We start from the raw sequence: 19,817 nt of genomic DNA, 5'->3' as shown, positions 1-19,817 counted from the left end.
GACCTGTGGGGTGCGCAGACCGGCCCGTGCGATGGCCGAGGCGTAGCCTCGATCAGCTTCAGGCTAAGCCTGTCCACCGCCGACATCCACTGGGCCGGGGCCGGAGCCGAGGAGCCCGTAGCGCTTCAAAACTGCTTCACCGCTGCTGACCTGGTCGTTGTTCGCGCGGTCGGGCATGATCCGTCGTCGTGCCCGTATGGATGATCTACCTGCTCACCACGCGGACCTTCGCGTGGCTCTGCGGGTGCCGATAAATCATCCGGGCAGGTGAGAGCCTTGCTCGTCGATCTTGGGCGATATTCGCCCCTGTGAGGTTCCAGAACAGGGCCACCTACGCTGAACTGCTCACCTATACCGCCCGCTCGTACTCGTTGATGAGGCCACCGAGTCGTTGTCGGCGCTTGATCCGTTCGTGGGAGGGGTCTGCGATGGGTGGTCGGGCCGTGGTGGGTGCAGTTGTTGTCCGCGGTGGGGCCGGCGTCCGTTGTAGTGCTTGGCGTACTCGTCCAGGACGGTGCGTAAATGCCGCTGGCCGAATACGACGCTGCAGCGGGCTGCCTCCGGGAGGCGGGTGCCCCAGCTGCCGACCGTTCTGGCCTACGCGCGCGCGTGCGGGGCCCAGGCCTGCAACACCCCTCCCCGTTTGAGGCGGACCGGTTGTCCGCCGCTAACTCGGATCGGCCTGCGGGCGGCCCCAACTCCCGCCGCTACCCGTATCGGTGAATCCCCGGGCGGCGGGGCTGTCTGGTGGCCGACCGGTGGAGGAACGGTCACTAGGCGGCAAAGAGCTCCCGGCCAGGAACTATCCCGGCCGGGGCTCTCGGTGCGTTGTTACGCGGGGCGGATGTTCTCCGCCTGGGGGCCCTTCTGGCCCTGCGTGACGTCGAACGTCACCTTCTGGCCTTCGTCAAGCGAACGGAAACCTTGGGTTGCGATGTTCGAGTAGTGCGCGAACACGTCGGCGCCGCCGCCGTCCTGCTCGATGAAACCGAAGCCTTTTTCCGCGTTGAACCACTTCACGGTGCCGCTGGCCATGCCTATCTCCTTCAAGGGAACTCGTATCGGAACCCCGCACCGCGCGGGTCTCCGGAGGTGATCGCCTTGGTCCGGAGATGCGCTAGACAGCAAGAACGCCCGTGAGCGTGCCACGGGCGAACAGCCTTCGGAACCACGACTACTGCCCTCGACGCTACACGCGCCACATCCACCCGGCCACAGGACAAGCAAAGAGCGCCTTCTCGACCACCTCGACGGATTCCGGAGGAACAGGCAGAGAGGCAGGTCATTGGCCTACGGGACCGTGTAAGTCGGCCGGTCCGCGAGCCAGGGCCATTTGAGTGAGGCCAGAGTCTGCGTAACCGGACAGGCACCACAGGTCCCGCGAGGGCCACAGTCGGCGGCGCCACCGATCGTAAACGAAATACACGCGCGCAAGGCCACCGCCAAGGGTGGGCAGTACTGCCCACCCTCTCTCGTCGGGGACGCGAAGGGTCAGGCGAGCAGCGCCACCTCGGTACCGGGGGCAGCGCCTGGGTAGGCGTCAACGACCTGGTTCAGCTCACGCTGCATGTACCAGACGTTCAGGCCGAAGACGAATGCCAGCAGCCAGCACACCGCCGGGCTGCACGTCACCGGCCGCCCGGCCGCCCGCTGCGCGTTCGCGACTGCCTTCCCGGTGTTGTGAAAGGAGATCAGCGGAGCGATCACGGTCCAACCCAGGAAGATCAGGACAAGCACGCTGCCCGCCGGGCTGAGCACGCGCCGCCGGTCGAACTCCTGCAGCTCCTTGTGAATCTTGTAATACCAGACCAGGTGATAGATCCCGAGGGTGATCAGCGGCAGGCCGAGCCAAACCGCGACGGATCCGCGGCTCTTCATGGCCAGGCCGGTCAACGGGCCCGCGGCCGCGGGCTGGAGGTCGTTCATGCTGGTGTTCCCTTTACGGTTCGGTGATCCTGCCCAGGCACTTTGTCAGCACCGGGGAGACGAAGTGCGGCATGTTGCCGGACCGTGACGGTCGCCTACTCGGCCAGCGCGGCAGCAGGGCGTACACCAGGGACTTATCCAGCCGCCCACGCATCCGGTCGTAACGTTCCGTCGTCCGGCTGTCCGCGTGCCCGGCCATCGCCTGGACGTCCCGCAGGGATCCGTCGGCCTCGAGCGCTCCCGTGATGGCCGAGTGCCGGAGCGAGTGCGGGTGCAGGTCGGCGATGAGTGCCTTGGGCAGGCTGGCCTTGCCAGCGAGCCGCTTCATTAGCCGCCACAGCGCAGGCTCGTCCATGCGTCCGGGACCGCCACCGCGGAACGCAGTGGCAAACAGCCCACGAGGAACGTGCCTCACATACCTAACGCGACGATCATGCTCTGAGCTGCCGGGATACGCCATCGACCCCGTCCTCGGCGCCACGGCGCACCCTCTGCGAACTGGGTCGCCCAGGCTGCTCGGAACGTGGTCATGGACCTGGAGGACACCCAAGTCACCGTCACGTACCTGATCGAGACAGAGACGCGAAGTTCCCCGCGCTCTTCGACCAGATCCTGGCAGCCGCCGGCATCCAGACGGTACCCACCGGCGTCAGAATCCCGCGTATGAACGCCATCATGGAACGCTGGGTCCAAACCTGCCGCCACGAACTCCTGGACCGCACACTCATCTGGAACGAACGCCACCCGCGCCACGCCCTCCGCCAGTTCGAGCTTCATCACAACGCTCACCGACCCCACCAAGCGATGAACCAGGCGGCACCACTGCGCGCTGTCCCCAAACCGACCACCGATCTCAGGCGAATCTCCCATCCGGACATACCCCGCCGAGACCGGCTCACCGGAGTGGTCCACGAGTACCACCATGCTCCCTGACCCGGCCGGATGAGATATTCGGCAGGCGCACCCCACCCGCAGCTCGTCGAAGTTGTCGGCAGCACCGCGCGGCTCAACGAATACGACGCCCGGCAGAACCTGCGCCGCCACGCGCACGCCCCGCGCGGAGCCCTGAGGGGTGTCTTTACTGGCGCGGTGTGTCTGATCAGCGGGCGGAGCGCTGAGAATTCGACCTGGGGCTACGTCAGGATCCAAGGCGAACTGCGGCGCCTCGGCTACCGGGTCGCGGCTGCCGCCATCCGCCGCGTGCTACGCCGCTCGGGCCTTCCGCCCGCACCGCAGCGCGCCACCCAACAGACCTGGCGCACCTTCCTCCGCTCCCAGGCCCACACGCTGCTCGCCTGCGACTTCCTGCACGTGGACACTGTCTTCCTCCAGCGTCTCTACGTCTTCTTCGTCATGGAGATCAAGACTCGGCGCGTCCATGTCCTCGGGGTCACCGCACATCCTGCGCGGGCGACGAGTTCGGCGCCATTGACCGGGATCCGGGTCCGGCGGCGGCTGGTGTCGTGACACCCCGCGCCGGGGAGCGGGGAGGCGCCCTCAGAAGCCGAGATCGCTGAGTCCGGGGTGGTCGTCGGGACGGCGGCCCAGCGGCCAGAAGTACTTTCTCTCGGCTTGGGCGATCGGGAGGGTGTTGATCGAGGCGTGGCGGGTGTGCATCAGGCCCTGCTCGTCGAACTCCCAGTTCTCGTTGCCATAGGAGCGGTACCAGTTGTCGGCATCGTCGCGGTGCTCGTAAGCGAAGCGCACGGCGATGCGGTTGCCGCCGAAGGCCCACAGCTCCTTGATCAGCCGGTAGTCGAGTTCGGTGTTCCACTTTCGGGTCAGCAGCGCGACGATCTCGTCCCGGCCCGTGGCGAACTCCGAGCGGTTGCGCCAGCGAGAGTCCACCGTGTACGCGAGCGCCACCTTCTGTGGGTCACTGGTGTTCCAGCCGTCCTCGGCCAGCCGGACCTTCTCGATGGCGGTCTCTCGGGTGAACGGCGGTACCGGTGGGCGGGTCGTGTCAGCCATGTCGAGTCAGCTCCTTCGGACTTCGGGGCCGGGTCTCCACACGGACCGGTGAGACCGGAAGCCATTGGAGAACGATCGTTCTCCATATGCCACCGCTAGAGTAGAGAACGATGGTTCTCCACGCAAGGCGGGTAGAGACGGTGGATCGGGAAACGGCGCGGCAGCAGGTGCTCGACGCAGCCCAGCAGCTGTTCTACAGCCGCGGCATCCAGGCGGTCGGGATGGATGCCGTGCGCAACGCCTCCGGGGTGTCGCTCAAGCGCCTCTACCAGCTGTTCCCCTCGAAGGACGAGCTCGTGCTCGAGTTCCTTCAGCAGCGGGACTCACGGTGGCAGCGTGCCCTCGCCGACTACGTCGCGGCGCAGCCGGGTCCCGAGGAGCGGATCTCCGCGGTGTTCGACTGGCTGTACCAGTGGTTCTCCGAGCCGGATTACCGCGGGTGCGCCTTCATCAACTCCTTCGGCGAGCTGGGCGCGGTCTCGCCCGGGGTCGCAGAGCAGGCCCGGCAGCACAAGAGGGCCTTCCACGACTACCTCGCCCGGCTTGTGACTGCGTCCGGGCGGCCCGCCGAACTGGCCGACCAGCTCGCGCTCCTCGCCGAAGGAGCGATCACCACGTCAGCGATCTTCCACACGCCCGAACCCGCCCGCCAGGCCGGAGACGCAGCACGCCTGCTGATGCGCACTCATTCCGATTCCGACCTCGCAAAACCCCCGCGATGACAAGCAGCCGAAGGCGGGAGATCGTCCGTCGGCTGTTGGAGGGGGGTGGGAGATCGACCCCGAGGACCTGGCCCATGTCTCGCCGTACCTGACCGGACCCATCAAACGCTTCGGCGAGTACAGCACCCACGAACTCCGCATCCAGCCGGAGGCGTACGAGACCCAGCTGGATGTGGACTTCACTCAGCTGCGTGTGGAAGCTACGCCCGCAGACGGGTTCGGGCAGGCCGCCCAGCAGGTACGGGGGACGTGCCTGGGGCAAGGCCCAGGCACCGCCCTCGCGCCAGGCTCATGAGGGGCTCACCCAAGGCGGTGCTGCAGCTGGTCATTTCTGTCGCAGTGATGCGGCGGCGGTGATGAGGGCGGTGACGTGGTCGCGGTGGTCGTGCTCCCGGCGGGCGATGACGATCCGGCTGGGGCCTGCGTCGGTGACGGGAACGCACACGATGCCCGCCGGGGCGGGCGTGATGAGCGAGCGGGGTACGACCGCGACGACGCGGCCGATCCTGACCAGCGCGGTGAGTTCGGCGGCATCGGCGATTTCGGGGCCGCTCGCGTCGTCGGGAACACCTGGCCACCGGGGGAAGACCTCGTCACTCAGATCGTCCAGGTCGATGCTGTCGCGGGTGGCGAGCCGGTGTCCTTCCGGGAGGACGGCCACGCGGTCCTCGACGTGGAGGGTTTCGGCGGCGAGCCCGGTGAGGTCGTCGAAGGGGGCGTAGAGCAGGGCTGCGTCGGCGCGTCCGTCGTGGAGATGGTCGGTCCGGTCGGTGGCGCCGCTGAAGAGGATGTCGACCTGCCGGGCGCACGGGTGTTGGGCGTAGGCGGCGAGGATTCCGGAGAGCAGGTTCGCGTCCCCGCCGGGTTTGATCACGAGCTTGAGTGGTTCGTCGCCGGCGGCGCGCTGTGCGTTCTGTACGGCGACGGTCATCGCGTTCAGCGCATGCCGTCCGTGTTCGAGCAGAGCGGCGCCGGCGGGTGTCAGCGCGACGCTGCGGCTGGTCCGGTCGAACAGCTGCACACGAAGCCGTGACTCGATGCGCTGGATGGTCTTCGACAGCGCGGGCTGCGCGATGGCCAGCCTGGCGGCGGCACGGCCGAAGTGCAGTTCCTCGGCGACAGCGACGAAGTACCGCAGCTCCCTGATCTCCAACAGATCCATTCCCCCAGGTTATCGAACAGGGCGAGATGGGTCTTGGACGCGACCGGGGCTCGGGTGGTCGTATGGGGACATGATCAACCACACACTGTTCGTTCAGTTCACCGAACCGATTCCCGACAGCGACCTGGACCAGTACGTGGCGGATGTCGAAAAGGCGACGAAGAGCACCGGCTCGCTCCTGACGTTCACCGCGCAGCGCCACATCCGGGTCCCCGGCGAGGAGCAAATACCGGCGTTCATCGCCACCGTCGTCATCCAGCTCGGCCTCGCCGACCTGGAGTCGCTGGGGACCCTGTTCGCCTCGCCTGAGGTGACCGAGGTGTTCGACACATGGCGTACCCGCCACCCGTACAAGGCGGCGTGGGCGAACCACGAGACGCTGGCGTGAGCGACTTCACCGGCAGGGTCGGCCTGGTCACCGGGTCCGGCAGCGGCATCGGACGCGCCATCGCGTCCGGTCTCGCCCGCCGCGGCGCGGCGGTGGCGGTCCTCGACCTGGACGAGGCCGCTGCGTACGAGAGTGCCGAGGCGATCACCATGGCAGGCGGTTCGGCGATCGCCGTCCCGGTGGACATCGCCGACGAGGACTCCGTCCGCTCGGCGATCCGCACGACCGTGACTGCGTTCGGACGGCTGGACCTGGCGGTCAACAACGCCGGCGTCCCCTCCAGCGGCCAGGAACTGACCGAGATGACAGCACAGGAGTGGGAGCGCGTGCTGCGGATCAATCTGACCGGCACGTTCTTCTGCATCAAGCACGAGATCCCGGAGCTGCGCCGGGCAGGGGGCGGGGCGATCGCCAACATCGCCTCCGGCGGCGGGCTGCACGCCATTCCGCGCTCTCCGGCGTACGTGGCCGGCAAGCATGGCGTCATCGGGCTGACGAAAGCCGCCGCCATCGATCACGCCCCGGACGGCATCCGTGTCAACGCCCTAGCCCCGGGGATGACCCGCACCGCAAAACTGGACCAGGTCGCCGAGGGCACCGACATGATCGCCCAACACGAGGCACTCACCCCGCTCGGCCGACTGGCCACCCCCGACGAGATCGCCGACGCCGCAATCTGGCTGTGCTCCAACGAGTCCTCCTACGTCACCGGCACCACGCTGTCGATCGACGGCGGACGCCGCACCTGACCGGCAGGAACAGAACAGGAACAGGAAGATCGGACATGCAGCGGATCATCGCCGTCGAGGAACACATCGCCACCGATGCGTTCCTGGACACCGCCCACCGCCTCGACGTCCTCCCCGGCGACCGCACCGAGATCGGACTCATGCGCGTCACCGAGCGACCGGGCCCACTGCGGGCAGCCCTGACGGACATCGACGCGAGGATCGCCGCGATGGACGCCGCCGGACAGGCGATGGCGATCCTCAGCATCAACCCCCCGGGCGTCCAGCCCTACCCCGCCGCCGACGCCGTCCCGCTCGCCCGGACCGTCAACGACTGGCTCGCCGACCTGGTACGAGCGCGTCCCAACCGGTTCGGCGCGCTCGGCACCGTCGCACCACAGGACCCGAACGCAGCCGCGACCGAGATCGAACGGATCATGGGGCCGCTCGGACTGCACGGCATCATGATCAACTCCCACACCGGCGGCCACTACCTCGACGAGCCGCAGTTCGCCCCGCTCCTCGAAGCCGCCGCAGCCAACCGGGCGCCGATCTACCTGCACCCACGATTCCCGAGCACGCTCGCCCCCTACAACGTGTACGGCATGCAAGCCGCGATCTGGGGGTACCAGGCCGAAGCCGGCCTGCACGCCATGCGGCTCATCCTCAGCGGCACCCTCGACCGCCACCCGGACCTCACGATCGTCCTCGGCCACCTCGGCGAGGGCATCCCGTACTGGCTGCGGCGCATCGACAACCGCCACGCCTACGCCAGCCGCGTGCTCGGCCCCGTCGGCGGCATGCCCCGACTACAACTCACCCCCAGCGAGTACTTCCGACGCAACTTCGCCCTCACCACCAGCGGTATCGACGACCCCGCCGTCCTCGACCTCGCCCTCACCGCCGTCGGCGCGGACCGCATCATGTTCGCCATCGACGCCCCCTACGAAGACACCGACGACGCGATCGCATTCCTCCGCGACGCGCCCCTCACGGACGCCCAACGGACAGGCCTCAGCCACGCCACCGCCGAACGCATCTTCAATCTCCGTTGATCAGACGACCACGGGGTTCCCAGCCGACAGAGGCTCTGACGTCGTCTGACCCCTGTCGGCAAACGATGGCACCCACAAGTGATCAACGCACCACCCACCGGAGGATCAGCACCGATGCGTCACGTTCGGCGGTTTCTGTTACCAGAGCGGCGGTGTCCGCCAGGCACCGGACCGCGTAGTCGATCGGAGACTGCTCGTGCCGCCGCGGCACCCGCTGCACTGACACCCGCAAGACGGCTGTCGGTCCTCGCTCCGGCCGAATGTGAGGTAGGTGAATAGGCCGAACGCGTTCCCGAATGCGCAGGTCTTCCTTCGCGCCTGGTTCGTGCTGCTCAGGTGTCGAGGAACTCGGGAACAAAGATGTCCTGGCTGGTCAGCAGGCGCTTGGAGAGGCCCTGCTCGTGGTGGTAGCGCAGGAAGGTGTCGACCGCCTTGCGGTTCGCACCCAGGCCGTAGGGCCACCAGTCCTCGCCGAGCAGGCGGCGGTTGCGTTCGAACAGGCTGCTGAACCAGGGGGTCACCAGGCTCATGTGCTGCTTCGCGGCGTCCTTGAGGTGCTTACGCTCGGCCAGGTTCTTGGCCTTGACGAAGGCGCGGTAGACCGAGCGCAGCTCCCCCGTGCGGTGGACCAGGTCCTTGCGGACCGCGACGAGGTGCATCGGGGGGAAGATCCCGGTACGCCGGTAGTAGTCGCGCTCGACCTGCTCGTAGTCGGGGAAGAGCCGGGCGATCCTCGTCGATCCCTGCAACAGGGCCTGGGGCACATCGACCGAGATGAGCGCGTCGATCTCTCCGGACTCAAGCATGGCGCCCAGCGTCTGGCCAGCCGGGGCGTGCCGTACGTGCACGCCGTCCGGCACCGGCTGCGGGACCCAGTCGAACGCGGGGATGGAATGGTTGGTGCCGCCGATGACCCAGCGGCACTGGTCGACAGTCACGCCGTACTCGTCCGCGAGGATGCCCTTGGGCCAGACCCCGGCGTCGTGTCCGAAGAGCGCGAACTCGCCGATCGTCTTGCCGGCAAGGTCCTGCGGCCGCTCGATCCCCGCCTCGGTGTTCACGAAGATGGCGGAGTGACGGAAGTTGCGGTTCGGGAAGATGGGCAGCGCCAGGAACAGCGCGTCCTCCAGGTCGAAGGTGCGCAGGAAGTAGGTCAACCCGAGTTCCGCTATGCCGTAGCGGCCTTCGAGCATGTGCCGGAAGAGGTCCGAGATCAGCGGCTCCGTCTCAAGGGCGGCGTCCACCCCGTCGATCTTCACGCGGCCGTCGAACAGCGCCTCGGTGTGCTCGTACCGGTAAGTGCCGATGGTCAGCCCTGCACCCATCAAGATCCCCACTTCCGTGAATGACTATTCACTTTTACGATGGACCCGATAGGGTCCCACGTCAAGATGAACGTTCATTTACTTTGAGGGAGGTCGGCCATGCCGCGCATCACACCCGAGCGTCGGGAAGCCAAGCGTGCGCAGATCATGGGCGCGGCCCGCCGCTGTTTCGCCCGAGACGGCTTCCACCAGACCTCGATGCCGGACATCGCCGCCGCAGCCGGTGTCTCCGCGGGTGCCCCCTACCGCTACTTCGCGAGCAAGGAGGAGATCATCCTGGCCATCGCCGCGGACGCCTTCCGGCTGATCTTCGAGCCCATGGAGCGGCTGGCCGCGGTCGCTGACGCCCCGTCCCCGGGCGACCTGGTCGCCGCCTCCCTGCAGGCGCTGAGTGCCGAGACCGTCACTGACGCCGCAGGGCAGGTGGTGCCGGTCGAGGAACTGCTGCGGTGCGTCGTGCAGACCTGGTCGGAACTTCTGCGCAATGACGCCGTGCACGCCCGCGCCTTCGAGGGCTTCGAACGGGTCCGGCGCAGCATCGCCGACGCCCTGCGCCGCGGGCAGGCGGCTGACGCTGTGCACACCGTGGAGCCGGAGAACGGCGCACGAGCAGTGATCGGTCTGCTGCACGGATTCTTGCTCCAGCGTGTGGCCTTCGGCGTGACAGACACAGCGGGATTCACCAACGCCATCCGGGGGTTGCTCGACGGAGCCGAGCGCACGGATAAGAGCTTGCGCGCATAGGTGTATGGCTGGGTCGGGAAGTAACACAGGCACGGAGCCTCAAGATCACGTGGTCGTCTACGCCCTGTGATCGGGGTGTTGGCTCAGCTCAAACACCTCGTCTTGGGCGCCTACGACTCGTCTTGGGCGCCTACGACCAGATCGTCAGCCTGCTGCTGGAAGACATCGCCACCAAGGCACCCGGCGGCGGTGAGATGGCCAGGCCGTGGCCGGTCTCGTCAGTGCGCCGCCCAGGATCTCCGAGTTGTACACGCCGAAATCTCCCGCATCCAGGCATGCCGCTGTTCGTGCGTCATCGGCCCCAGGACACAGACCGGGCGTCCCTTCGGGACGCTCTGGTAGCGGCTGGGCTACACCTTGGGGTGGGGCCATCCTGCCGAGGCCAACGATGAGGGGGCGAAGTCCGGCGCGAGTTCCAGGAAGAGCACGGTGTACTGGTACGGCCCCCCGGTACGGAAGTCCCTGATGGTGACGTTCTTGATCCGGTCCCAGGTGAACTCGCGGGGTCCGGCAGCGGCCGTGGTCATGATGTAGTTCGGGCCGACGTGCAAGGTCCAGCCTGGGAGCGGTTCGGGCAGGTCGGTGAGCTTCTTTATTCGAACGGCACCCGCGCAGAGCCCGAGGACTGGCGGGCCGAACAGCGACACGATGACGGCCATGCCAGTATCCCCGTCGGACGGGTTCTGTACGGGTACAGCACTACCGTGATGATGAGCGAGACGGCCACGGCCGCCAGGGCCACCGTCCATCCTGCGAAGGTCCGCCAGGAGACTGCGGGAACTTTCTCGGCGTAGCTGTCCAGGGACACTGTGCCGGTCCACGCGACGTCGAAAGAACCGTCGTTTGCGGGCGGTTGTGGCTTTTCCTGGGGCTGTGGCGGTTGGGGAGCGGTCATGGAGGTCAGGTGGACAGCGGATGCGTCTATCGGCTCACGGCCACGGCCCGTCGTCGAAGGCTCATCAGATGCCGTCCTGGCAAGCGGGTCCTGTGACGCGGGCTGTGACCAGCCGGTCGGGCCGGAGTCGGCCCGCGGGGTTGCGGGCGAGCAAGATCTTTCCCTCGGCGCCGTACGTCCAGCGTCGCGGGGTCTGAGCGGCAGCGTGGGCCTGGACGTAGGTGTAGACGTAGTCATAGGCGTCCTCGACCGAGATCAGCCCGTCGTTATCGCTGTCCGCGCCGCCGGTGCGCAAGCCCTTGACCAGCCCGGTGGTGAACACCGACCCGGTGATCTCGGCCCCGGGCAGGGCCGGGCCCGCATAGGAGTACTCCCCGGCAGGCGAGGCGGTCAGCACCACCCGCCCGCGGCCATGCCCAACCAGTAGGCGCCGCAGCTCCCCTTCGGCCTCCCCTTTCCTGCCGGTGGCATCGAAAGCGCCGCTGAAACAACAGTCCAAGATCAGCGCCTGACGCCGTGCTCGGCGCTCGTCCAACCGGTCGAGCAGCCACTGCGACTCGACGCCGGTGGATGCTAAGCGCCTCTTGAATGTGTCGGCTGCGGCGAAGTGCAGCCGACCGCTTGCGTCGCGCACTCCGTGGCAGGACAGGTACACCCAGGTACACCACCAGCAGATCGTCCGGGGCGCGATCGGCGAGGAAGTCCTCCATTTCCACGCGGATATCGTGGGCAGGCCGGTCGATCAGCGGGGTGACTTTGAATCGGCCACGCTGTGGGTCGCCGAGCACTGCGGCCAGGTCCACGGCGTCGCGGGCCGGGGCACGCAGCCGCACCAGTTGCGCGTCGGCGTAGACACCCGTCGCGATCACCAAGGCCGATCGGTTCTCGGCCGGCAACTCAGGCAAGCGGAGCGTGCCGGGCAAGCCAGGCTTGGATCACGTGCTCCTGCTGCTCCTGGCTCGCGCCGGTCAGCTTGAGCAGGTCCCCGTCGATGCTGACTTCCACCGTGCGCCCGGTGCGCGTTGTCCACGCGCGCACTGCCTCCAGCAGCGGCTTGAGAACGTCGATACTCGCCAGCCGGGCCAGCAGCGCCCCGGTCGCAGTCCCCAAGCCCTTCGAACGTTCCGGTGCTTCCCCGGTCTCCGTATCGGTCGAGGCGTCGTCAAACTCGGACAGCTCGTCCAACAACCGGGACGCCCACTTCGCGACCTCCCGAATCCGGAAGCACCGTGGTGAGGGCCTTGAGGTCTTCTGTCACAGGCTGACCAACGAGGCCCCCACCTCAGCCCGAAGCCCGAACGGCTTCGTACTCGCTTATCCGGAGCGACCTGGCGCGACGTCGCCAGACTGCTCAGGACGGGTGGCCCTATCTACTTTGCCGTCGGCTGGTGGAGCCAGGGCGCGCTGGTGGCCCAGAAGATGCAGTTGGCACCGAGGGTGTTCGTGCCGAAATCGGTGAACTCTTGCCGGGTGTAGGGCTTCTTCGTTTGAGGGTTCGTGTATTGGAAGTCGGGCTCCTGTACAGCCATGGCCACGATCGGGAGCTGTCCTCGGTACCGCGCGAAGAAGGGGTACGAGTTTTGCATCTGCGCCGGTCGGTTCGGCAGGATGTCAGGTCCGCCCAGGCCGATGCCGTGCGCCTTGGCGAATGCGAAGGTTCGCCGCATGTAGTTGCGGCTGTTGTTCCATTCGCCCGGCCAGAAGTTGACGTACTGGATGAACGGCGTCTTGGTGAAGACCTTCTTGCCGTAAGCCATGTTGTCGAGCTCTGCCTTGAAGTAGGCATCGTCGGTGTATCCGGTGTGGTCCTTGCTGGTGTCCACCTCGGTAGCGGTTTCCGGGAGATTCACTCCGGCGAGGCGACCGTCGAACTGCTGCGCCAGTGCCTTCAGTAGACGCTGGAAGCGGTCCCTCACCTGCGGAACCCACTGTGCCGCGATGGCTCCGGGGGGACCGGCGCCGAGGCCATTGTCGTTCTTTGTCTGAGCTGCGCCACCGTGGTACCGCGGGTTAGTCAGCAGGTAGTTCGGGAGCTTGGCCGGCAAGGCGAAGAACCGGTCCTGGACCTGGACGAACAGCTTCTTGTGGCGCGGCTGCAGGTAGTTCAGGGCCTGTTCGATCTGCGCGAAGTCATACTGGTTCTCCTTTCGTTCGAGCATCTTCCACGGCACCACGACCTGCACGCCGGCGATGCCCGGGCGATCGATCAAGGGTTTGACCGTGGTGTCGAAGTCTCCGATCGAAGCGTACAGATAGTTCGCCGCCATCTTGTTGTGGGACGCAGGAGCGGCAGCTCTATCGGGCACGGGAGCCCCAGAGGCCGCCCCGCACGCGCCGGTGAAGGTCATCGCCATCAGCACACCGATTCCTGCAGCAATGCGTTTGTTCACCATGGACGAAACGCTAGGGAGCGATCCTGAACGAAAGCTGAGAAGCGCAACCTGCCAACGATGGGGTTCCGTGCCGCTCCCGGCTTGGCTACGTCGCGGGCTTGGAGATCAGTTCGGCATGAGTGTGCGGTGGCTGCCGGGTTGAGTAGGCGAAGCGGAGGAGCGCTGGGTGGTTATGGGCCCAGCGTTCGTGGCAGTTACGCAGGTGCCGGGTGTGCGGCCAGGCTGCGGCGCGCCCAACCTTTGGGTGCCCTCACTGCTGGGGAGGCCGAGAGGAGGGAGGACAGTGGTGGTGCGGCTAGCCCACGAGAATCCTCGTTGGAGCTGCCGTCGGATCCAGGGCGAACTGGTTCGGCTCGGGCATTCGCTCGGCTCGACGACGGTCTGGGAGATCCTGACGACGGCCGGCATTGACCCGGCCCCGCGCCGCAGCGGCCCGACGTGGCGTGAGTTCCTGGCAGCGCAGGCCGAGGGCGTCATCGCCTGCGACTTCCTGCACATCGACCTGGTCGACCTGCGACGGGTGTACGCGCTGGTCTTTCTCGAGCACGGCACACGCCGGCTGCGCGTCGCGGGAGTGACTGCGCATCCCACCGGGTCCTGGACGGTCCAGCAGGCGAGAAACGTCGCCGTCGAGTTGGGTGTGCGGGTGGACTCGCTGCGTTTCCTGCTCCGGGACCGGGACGCGAAGTACACCGAGTCCTTCGACGCGGTCTTCGCGGCCGACGACATCGAGGTGGTGAGAACCGCGCCGCGGGCTCCCCGGATGAACGCGCACTGCGAGCGGGTCATTGGCACCCTGCGGCGCGAGGTTCTCGACCACGTGCTGATATGGAACGAGTCCCATGCTCGGCAGGTCCTCGATGCCTATGCCCGGCACTACAACGGTCATCGCCCGCACCAGGCTCGAGGGCAACTCTGCGGGTGCCGATAAATCATCCGTCCAGGTCGTGCCCTTGATCGCCAATCTCCGGGCCGTGACCGCCGATCGCTCAGAGTCTTCACCTGCTCAGGGCGTCGACGGCATCATGATCTGTCGTGCTGCTACGCCTGGCCTACCTCGCCGCTACGAACACCTTCGCGCTCCTGCGCCTGCTGCCGATGAGTGACCGGGACAAAGACATCGAGATCCTCGCGCTGCGACACCAACTGCTGGTCCTTAAGCGCCAGGTCGGCAAGCCCACGTTCACCGACACCGACCGCGCTGTCCTCGCCAGCCTGCTCCACCACCTCCCCATGGAAAAGCTGCGGCACCTCCTGCTGCTCGCACACCCCGACACGCTTCTGCGCTGGCACCGCAACCTGCTCAAGCGACGCCATGCTGCGACCTGCGTGCAAGCGTCGCGGGCGCCCGCCCACCGTCCGCTCTATTCGCGCCCTCGTCCTGCGCTTGGCCCGCGAGAACAGCTCGTGAGGGTATCGCCGAATCCACGGCGAGCTCACGGCCCTCGGCATCAAGATCGCCGCTTCGACCGTCTGGGAGATCCTCCGCGAGCACGGCATCCCACCCGCACCTGAACGGCAGAGCACGACCTGAGCCGACTTCCTCCGCAACCAGGCAGCCGCACTGCTCGCCTGCGATCTCTTCGAGACCCGCACCCTGACCGGGCCGCGCCTGTACGTCTTCGCCGTCATCGAGCACTCCACGAGGCGCATCCGGATCCTGGGCGCAACAGCCCACCCCACCGAGGCGTGGATCGTGCAGCCCGGCCGCAATCTCCTCATGGACCTGCAGGACGCGGACAACAGAGCCAAGTTCCTGATCCGAGACCGAGACTCGAAGTTCACCGCCGCCCTCGACGCACTGCTGACCGACGCCGGCCTGAAGGTCGTCACCACCGGCATCCAGATACCCCGAACGCACTCGCTCACGGAACGCTGGATACAGACCTGCCGACGCCAGCTCCTCGACCACACCCTGATCTGGAACCAGAGCCATCTGCTCCGCGCGCACCGGGAATTCGAACCTTCTACAACGAACACCGGCCACACGAACGCTGAAGCAAGCCACACCCCTTCGCCCACTGCCCGAACCGATCAACGTGCCAGCACACATCAGACACCTGGAAGTTCGCCGCCGAGACCGACTCGGCGGAACCCTGCACGAGTACCGACATACGCTTGACCAGGCCGGATGATTAATCGGCACCCGCAGTGTCGGCGGCGGTAGCCCGTGCGGGCATCTGATTCGTCCCTCATCCTGGAAGGAACAGGGAGCTGAGGCGGCAGAGGGAGCGGTGGGATGCGGATCGTTGTGGACCTCACCCGTTGCCAGGGCTATGCGCAGTGTGTGTTCCTCGCGCCGGAGGTGTTCCAGCTGCACGGCGAAGAGGGGTTGCTGTACTCCTCAGCCGTCCCCGATGACCAGCTGGAGCGCGTGCGCCAGGCCGCTGCGGCCTGCCCGGTCCAGGCCATCCTCCTCGGCGAGGAGGTGAGCGCCCGTGGCCGGTGACCGTCGGGACGGCCGCATCGTGATCGTCGGCGCGTCGCTGGCTGGATTGCGGGCCGCTGAGGCGCTGCGCGAGGAGGGCTTCACCGGCTCACTGACCGTGGTGGGCGACGAGCCGTATCCGCCCTACGACCGGCCGCCGCTGTCCAAACAGGTGCTGCTCGGCCACGTCGCGGCGGACACCACCGGGCTGCCGATGCGCCGGGATCCAGACGCGGACTGGCGACTGGGCGTTCGGGCCACTGGCCTGGACCCCGTCGACAAACGGGTGGTGCTGGCCGAGGGCGAGTCGCTGCCGTACGACCGGCTGCTGGTCGCCACCGGGACCCGGGCGCGGCCCTGGCCAAATCCACGGGAAGCCGCCTTGGACGGGGTCTTCACCCTGCGCACCCGCGACGACGCCGCGGGCCTGGCCGAGCGACTGGCCGCCGGGCCGCAGCGGGTGCTGGTGATCGGCGGCGGCTTCACCGGCTCGGAGATCGCCTCGGCCTGCCGGGAACGCGGACTGGAGGTCACGGTCACCGAACGCGGCCCCGCGCCGCTGGTGGGCGCGCTCGGCGGCACGCTGTCGAAGCTGGCTGCGGCCATGCATCGCAACAACGGCGTGGACCTGCGCTGCGGGGTGACCGTCACCGCCCTGCGCGGGGATGGCAACGGCCGACTCACCGGTGCGGACCTGTCCGACGGCAGCCGCGTGGAAGCAGACGTGTGCGTCGCGGCGCTGGGGGCGGTCCGCAACGTCGAATGGCTGGCCGAGGCGGGACTGGCGGCGGGTCCGCGCGGCCTCGCCTGCGACGCCGGGTGCCGAGCCTTCGACATGTACGGGATCGTCACCGACGACGTCTTCGTGGCCGGCGATGTCTCCCGCTTCCCGCACCCACTGTTCGAGTACCAGTTGCTCTCCCTGGAGCACTGGGGCAACGCGGTCGCGCAGGCCGAGGTGGCAGCCCACAACATGGTCAGTGCCGGGCCGCTGAGGCGCCCGCACCTCGCCCTCCCGACGTTCTGGTCAACCCAGTTCGGGCTCAACATCAAGGCGGTAGGCGTACCCACCCTCTCCGACCATGTCGTCATCGCCCAAGGTTCGCTGGAGGAGCGCCGTGTAGTCATGGTGTACGGCTACCGCGGCCGCGTCACCGCCGCGGTCACCGTCGACATGGCCAAGTCGCTTCCGTACTACCAGCACCTGATCGAAACCGCCGCACCGTTCCCACCCGTGCCCGGCGCGGCGGACCGTCCGATCGCGGCCGAGATCCCGGTTCCCTCCGATGTGCCCGATCCGAAGGGCCTGTCCCACGGCCCCACCGTAGCGCTCACCGGACACCTGCCCGACCGCCGACTGACCGTGGTGCAGCCCACGAGCTGACCACTCGCGTCCCCTCACACCCCGAGGAGCCGAGCCCCATGGCCGCCGAGACCCTCCTGGAACGGATCACCGACTACGCTAACCGCTCCGACCCGTACCCGCTGTACGCGGAACTCCGTGAAGCCGGTCGAGTGGTGCGGCAGGAAGACGGAAGCTACCTGGTCGGCACCTACCACGAGATCAGCGCCCTGCTCCACGATCCGCGATTCAGCGCAGACCCCCGCAATCTCACCGCCCCGCCCGAGGGGGCACCGAAGCCACCGTTCCTGCGGCTGGACGACCCCGAGCACCACAGGCTGCGCACCCTGGCCATGCGGCCGTTCGGCCCCCCGCACAGCCCCGGCCGGATCGACGCCATGCGCGGCGAGATCACCGAAGTCACGGACGAACTGCTCGACGGACTCCGGGACCGCGCCCAGATCGACGTCGTCGACGACTTCGCCTATCCGCTGCCCGTCACGGTCATCTGTCGGCTGCTCGGCGTCCCACGCGAGGACGAGCCGCTGTTCCGTGAATGGTCCAACGCCATCGTCGCGTCCGCCGACGTCAGGCCCGAAGACAAGGACTCCATCGAGCAGGACCGGGCGGGCGACCAGGCGCGGATCGAAATGGGCCAGTACCTGGTGAACCTCGCCGAGCAACGCCGCGGCCACCCCACCGGCGACATGCTCTCCGCCTTCGTCAACGAACCAGACCCGGCCATGCTGCTCACCCGCGAGGAGCTCGCGGAAACCGCCGTGTTGCTGCTCATCGCCGGACACGAGACCACCGTCAACCTGATCGCCAACGGGGTACTCACCCTGCTGCGCCGCCCCGACCAGCTCGACCGGCTGCGCCGGGAGCCCGACCTGCTACCCAGGGCGGTGGAGGAACTGCTGCGCTACGAGCCCCCGGTCCACATGCGCGAGCGCATCCCCCTCGCCGACGTGGAGATCGCTGGTACCAGCATTGCCAAGGGCACCTCCACCGTGCTCGCGCTGGCCTCAGGCAACCGCGACCCCAAGCGGTTCCACGAGCCCGACCGGTTCGACCCCACCCGCCCGGACAACGAGCACCTCGGCTTCGGCAGCGGCATTCACCTGTGCTACGGCGCACCACTCGCCCGCGTCGAAGCCCAAGCCGCGCTCGGCGCGCTCATCCCCCACCTCGGCACGGCATACCTGCTCCAGGACCCTCCTCCCTACCGGTACGCCGCCATGCTTCGCGGCCCCCGCCACCTGCCCATCGAGATGCAGCAGCCCTGGCCTTGCTGATGCTCTCGCAAGCAACCTTGGCGGGGAATCGGGGAGTGTCTGACTTGTTGAATCGACCGCAGGCGCTCGGTCTGCAGCCGTAGCGTCCAGGGTGCCGGTCGGCATGGGCTCGTGTAGTGTCTTGCCGCCCTGCGGGCTGGCTCATGATTAGCGTGCCGCCGCCGTCCGGCACCCGCGCGGTGTGGCTCGACAGAGGCATGAATGTGTGTGACTGCTACTTCAAGTCAGAGTGCCCACCGCACATTTCTGCCCGTCAGCCGCCAGGTCAGGATGCGCATGATCATCATCGGGATCGATCCCCACAAGTCCTCGCACACCGCAGTCGCTGTCGATGCAGCAGGCCACAAGGTTGGTCAGCGGCGGTTCATCGTCAACTCCGGGACCTTCGGTCGGCTTCTGCACTGGTGCGCGCAGTGGCCGGGGCGCCGGTTCGCGGTCGAAGGCGCCAGCGGTCTCGGCCGGTCTCTTGCTCAGCAGCTGGCCGCCGCGGGCGAGGATGTCGTTGACGTGCCTTCCACCTTGTCGGCCAGGGCTCGTCTCCTGGCCACCGGCGGGGACCGGAAGACCGACCCCGCAGACGCTCTTCACGTGGCTCAGGTCGCGCTCTTCCGCACCGATCTGCGCAGGGTCACCGCGGAGGACCAGTCCACGATCCTGCGGCTGCTGACCGAGCGGCACGACGACCTGACCGGCGAGCGGACCCGTATCGTCAACCGTCTCCACGCGGTCCTTCGCGACCTGTTGCCCGGTGGCGCCCCCACACGGCTGTCGGCGGAGAAGGCCGCGACTTTGATGAAGGGCATCCGGCCGGCCACCGCGACGGACCACTGCCGCCGGGACATCGCTCGTGATCTGCTGGCCGATCTGCGCAGGCTTGACCGGCAGGTCAAGGGCAACGAGGCCCAGATGCGCGATGCTCTCGCTGCCGCACGAACCAGCCTGACGTCGCTGCCCGGACTGGGCACGGTGCTGGCTGCGAAGCTCGTGGGCCACGTCGGCGACATCAGCCGCTTCCCGACGGAACACCACTTCGCCAGCTACGTCGGCAGCGCGCCCTTGGACGCCTCCAGCGGCAAACGAGTACGCCATCGGCTCAACACCGGGGGCAACAGAGCTTTGAACAGCGCCCTTCACATCATCGCGGTCTGCCAGATCCGTAACGATGGGCGCGGCCGGGAGTACTACCTCCGCAAGATCTCCGAAGGAAAGACACCCGCCGAAGCCCGCCGAGCCCTCAAACGACGCCTCTCCAACGTGGTCTACCGGATCATGAAACGAGATCAGCGAGTTCAACTCGCAGCAGCTGCTTGACACACAGAGGCGCTAATCAACGGCGGATCCGATGATCAAGGAGACGCCTGATGAGCGAGACCATCACCGAGCACTTGGCCGTGGAGGAGCTAGGCCGTTTCTGATGGCTCTTGCTGGGTGGGTGGATCAGTG

The 19,817-nt window shown here is 67.4% G+C and carries 21 protein-coding genes and 3 pseudogenes; 13 read left to right on the top strand and 11 right to left on the bottom strand.

Translation table 11 applies throughout. The features are described from left to right. Positions 1–831: 831 nt before the first annotated feature. The 3 genes from NON19_RS27465 to NON19_RS27455 all read right to left on the bottom strand — a co-directional run bounded on the left by NON19_RS27465 (position 832) and on the right by NON19_RS27455 (position 2,281). On the bottom strand, positions 832–1,035 hold the full coding sequence (locus NON19_RS27465) for a cold-shock protein (protein ID WP_255931798.1): 204 nt from the start codon (positions 1,033–1,035) through the stop codon (positions 832–834). Between the two features lie 456 nt (positions 1,036–1,491). Beyond that, positions 1,492–1,926 (bottom strand): DUF4234 domain-containing protein, encoded by a 435-nt coding sequence (locus tag NON19_RS27460; protein ID WP_255931797.1) that lies wholly within the window; start codon positions 1,924–1,926, stop codon positions 1,492–1,494. A gap of 13 nt (positions 1,927–1,939) precedes the next feature. Further along, a complete protein-coding gene (locus NON19_RS27455) occupies positions 1,940–2,281 on the bottom strand; it encodes a tyrosine-type recombinase/integrase (RefSeq protein ID WP_255931796.1) in 342 nt (113 codons plus the stop codon). A gap of 308 nt (positions 2,282–2,589) precedes the next feature. Here NON19_RS27455 and NON19_RS27450 point away from each other — a divergent pair, with 308 nt between their 5' ends. Then, the gene (locus NON19_RS27450; protein WP_308213742.1) at positions 2,590–2,859 is read left to right on the top strand and encodes an integrase core domain-containing protein; all 270 of its coding nucleotides are present in this window, start codon (positions 2,590–2,592) and stop codon (positions 2,857–2,859) included. A gap of 183 nt (positions 2,860–3,042) precedes the next feature. Continuing rightward, positions 3,043–3,339 (top strand): annotated as a pseudogene (locus NON19_RS27445) (integrase); the annotation flags it as partial. Positions 3,340–3,423: 84 nt separating this feature from the next. Here NON19_RS27445 and NON19_RS27440 read toward each other — a convergent pair. Next, positions 3,424–3,897, bottom strand: coding sequence for a nuclear transport factor 2 family protein (locus tag NON19_RS27440; RefSeq protein WP_255931794.1), 474 nt, complete (start codon positions 3,895–3,897; stop codon positions 3,424–3,426). 110 nt (positions 3,898–4,007) lie between these two features. On the opposite strand from NON19_RS27440, the gene NON19_RS27435 reads away from it, so the two are divergent. Continuing rightward, positions 4,008–4,619 (top strand): TetR/AcrR family transcriptional regulator, encoded by a 612-nt coding sequence (locus NON19_RS27435; protein ID WP_255931793.1) that lies wholly within the window; start codon positions 4,008–4,010, stop codon positions 4,617–4,619. Between the two features lie 325 nt (positions 4,620–4,944). On the opposite strand, the gene NON19_RS27430 is transcribed toward NON19_RS27435, so the two are convergent. Further along, positions 4,945–5,781 (bottom strand): LysR family transcriptional regulator, encoded by an 837-nt coding sequence (locus tag NON19_RS27430; protein WP_255931792.1) that lies wholly within the window; start codon positions 5,779–5,781, stop codon positions 4,945–4,947. Between the two features lie 70 nt (positions 5,782–5,851). Here NON19_RS27430 and NON19_RS27425 point away from each other — a divergent pair, with 70 nt between their 5' ends. Genes NON19_RS27425 through NON19_RS27415 form a run of 3 tightly spaced genes read left to right on the top strand, consistent with a single transcriptional unit; the run spans position 5,852 to position 7,952 of the window. Further along, the gene (locus NON19_RS27425) at positions 5,852–6,169 is read left to right on the top strand and encodes a hypothetical protein (RefSeq protein ID WP_255931791.1); all 318 of its coding nucleotides are present in this window, start codon (positions 5,852–5,854) and stop codon (positions 6,167–6,169) included. Beyond that, positions 6,166–6,918: an SDR family NAD(P)-dependent oxidoreductase gene (locus NON19_RS27420; RefSeq protein ID WP_255931790.1), complete on the top strand. Its 753-nt coding sequence runs from the start codon at positions 6,166–6,168 to the stop codon at positions 6,916–6,918. Before NON19_RS27425 ends, NON19_RS27420 begins: the two co-directional genes overlap by 4 nt. A gap of 35 nt (positions 6,919–6,953) precedes the next feature. Beyond that, entirely contained in the window at positions 6,954–7,952 is a 999-nt protein-coding gene (locus tag NON19_RS27415; protein ID WP_255931789.1) for an amidohydrolase family protein, read from the top strand. A gap of 332 nt (positions 7,953–8,284) precedes the next feature. Here NON19_RS27415 and NON19_RS27410 read toward each other — a convergent pair whose 3' ends face one another. Beyond that, positions 8,285–9,277, bottom strand: coding sequence for a 4,5-dihydroxyphthalate decarboxylase (locus tag NON19_RS27410; RefSeq protein WP_255931788.1), 993 nt, complete (start codon positions 9,275–9,277; stop codon positions 8,285–8,287). Positions 9,278–9,376: 99 nt separating this feature from the next. Between NON19_RS27410 and NON19_RS27405 the strand changes: the two genes are divergently transcribed. Beyond that, the gene (locus NON19_RS27405) at positions 9,377–10,021 is read left to right on the top strand and encodes a TetR/AcrR family transcriptional regulator (RefSeq protein ID WP_255931787.1); all 645 of its coding nucleotides are present in this window, start codon (positions 9,377–9,379) and stop codon (positions 10,019–10,021) included. 350 nt (positions 10,022–10,371) lie between these two features. Here the strand turns inward: NON19_RS27405 and NON19_RS27400 are convergent, their stop codons facing one another. The 4 genes from NON19_RS27400 to NON19_RS27385 all read right to left on the bottom strand — a co-directional run bounded on the left by NON19_RS27400 (position 10,372) and on the right by NON19_RS27385 (position 13,309). Beyond that, positions 10,372–10,680 (bottom strand): hypothetical protein, encoded by a 309-nt coding sequence (locus tag NON19_RS27400; protein ID WP_255931786.1) that lies wholly within the window; start codon positions 10,678–10,680, stop codon positions 10,372–10,374. A gap of 300 nt (positions 10,681–10,980) precedes the next feature. Continuing rightward, positions 10,981–11,592 carry a caspase family protein gene (locus NON19_RS27395; RefSeq protein WP_372514307.1) on the bottom strand — a complete coding sequence of 204 codons (612 nt, stop codon included), beginning with the start codon at positions 11,590–11,592 and terminating at the stop codon, positions 10,981–10,983. A 221-nt stretch (positions 11,593–11,813) separates the two neighbouring features. Then, on the bottom strand, positions 11,814–12,101 hold the full coding sequence (locus NON19_RS27390; RefSeq protein WP_255931784.1) for a hypothetical protein: 288 nt from the start codon (positions 12,099–12,101) through the stop codon (positions 11,814–11,816). Between the two features lie 185 nt (positions 12,102–12,286). After that, positions 12,287–13,309, bottom strand: a complete 1,023-nt coding sequence (locus tag NON19_RS27385) for a hypothetical protein (RefSeq protein WP_255931783.1) — start codon at positions 13,307–13,309, stop codon at positions 12,287–12,289. Between the two features lie 283 nt (positions 13,310–13,592). Between NON19_RS27385 and NON19_RS27380 the strand changes: the two are divergent. Then, positions 13,593–14,225, top strand: a pseudogene (locus NON19_RS27380) (integrase core domain-containing protein); the annotation flags it as partial. Between the two features lie 125 nt (positions 14,226–14,350). Here NON19_RS27380 and NON19_RS27375 read toward each other — a convergent pair. Further along, complete coding sequence (locus NON19_RS27375; RefSeq protein WP_255931811.1) at positions 14,351–14,626, bottom strand: hypothetical protein; 276 nt, start codon at positions 14,624–14,626, stop codon at positions 14,351–14,353. Here NON19_RS27375 and NON19_RS27370 point away from each other — a divergent pair. From NON19_RS27370 to NON19_RS27350, 5 genes and pseudogenes are all read left to right on the top strand, one after another. After that, positions 14,543–15,444, top strand: a pseudogene (locus NON19_RS27370) (integrase core domain-containing protein). The gene NON19_RS27375 and the pseudogene NON19_RS27370 overlap by 84 nt on opposite strands. 104 nt (positions 15,445–15,548) lie before the next feature. Beyond that, positions 15,549–15,758, top strand: coding sequence for a ferredoxin (locus NON19_RS27365; protein ID WP_255931782.1), 210 nt, complete (start codon positions 15,549–15,551; stop codon positions 15,756–15,758). Beyond that, a complete protein-coding gene (locus NON19_RS27360; protein WP_255931781.1) occupies positions 15,748–17,121 on the top strand; it encodes an NAD(P)/FAD-dependent oxidoreductase in 1,374 nt (457 codons plus the stop codon). The genes NON19_RS27365 and NON19_RS27360 overlap by 11 nt, the downstream gene beginning before the upstream one ends. 38 nt (positions 17,122–17,159) lie before the next feature. Continuing rightward, complete coding sequence (locus tag NON19_RS27355; protein ID WP_255931780.1) at positions 17,160–18,374, top strand: cytochrome P450; 1,215 nt, start codon at positions 17,160–17,162, stop codon at positions 18,372–18,374. 276 nt (positions 18,375–18,650) lie between these two features. Beyond that, complete coding sequence (locus NON19_RS27350) at positions 18,651–19,685, top strand: IS110 family RNA-guided transposase (protein WP_255931779.1); 1,035 nt, start codon at positions 18,651–18,653, stop codon at positions 19,683–19,685. Positions 19,686–19,817 lie beyond the last annotated feature (132 nt).

The sequence above is a fragment of the Streptantibioticus rubrisoli genome (assembly GCF_024436055.1).
GTDB lineage: Bacteria > Actinomycetota > Actinomycetes > Streptomycetales > Streptomycetaceae > Streptantibioticus_A > Streptantibioticus_A rubrisoli.
Note: the sequence above shows the minus strand (reverse complement) of the source record. Positions and strands in the feature narration are given on the sequence as shown.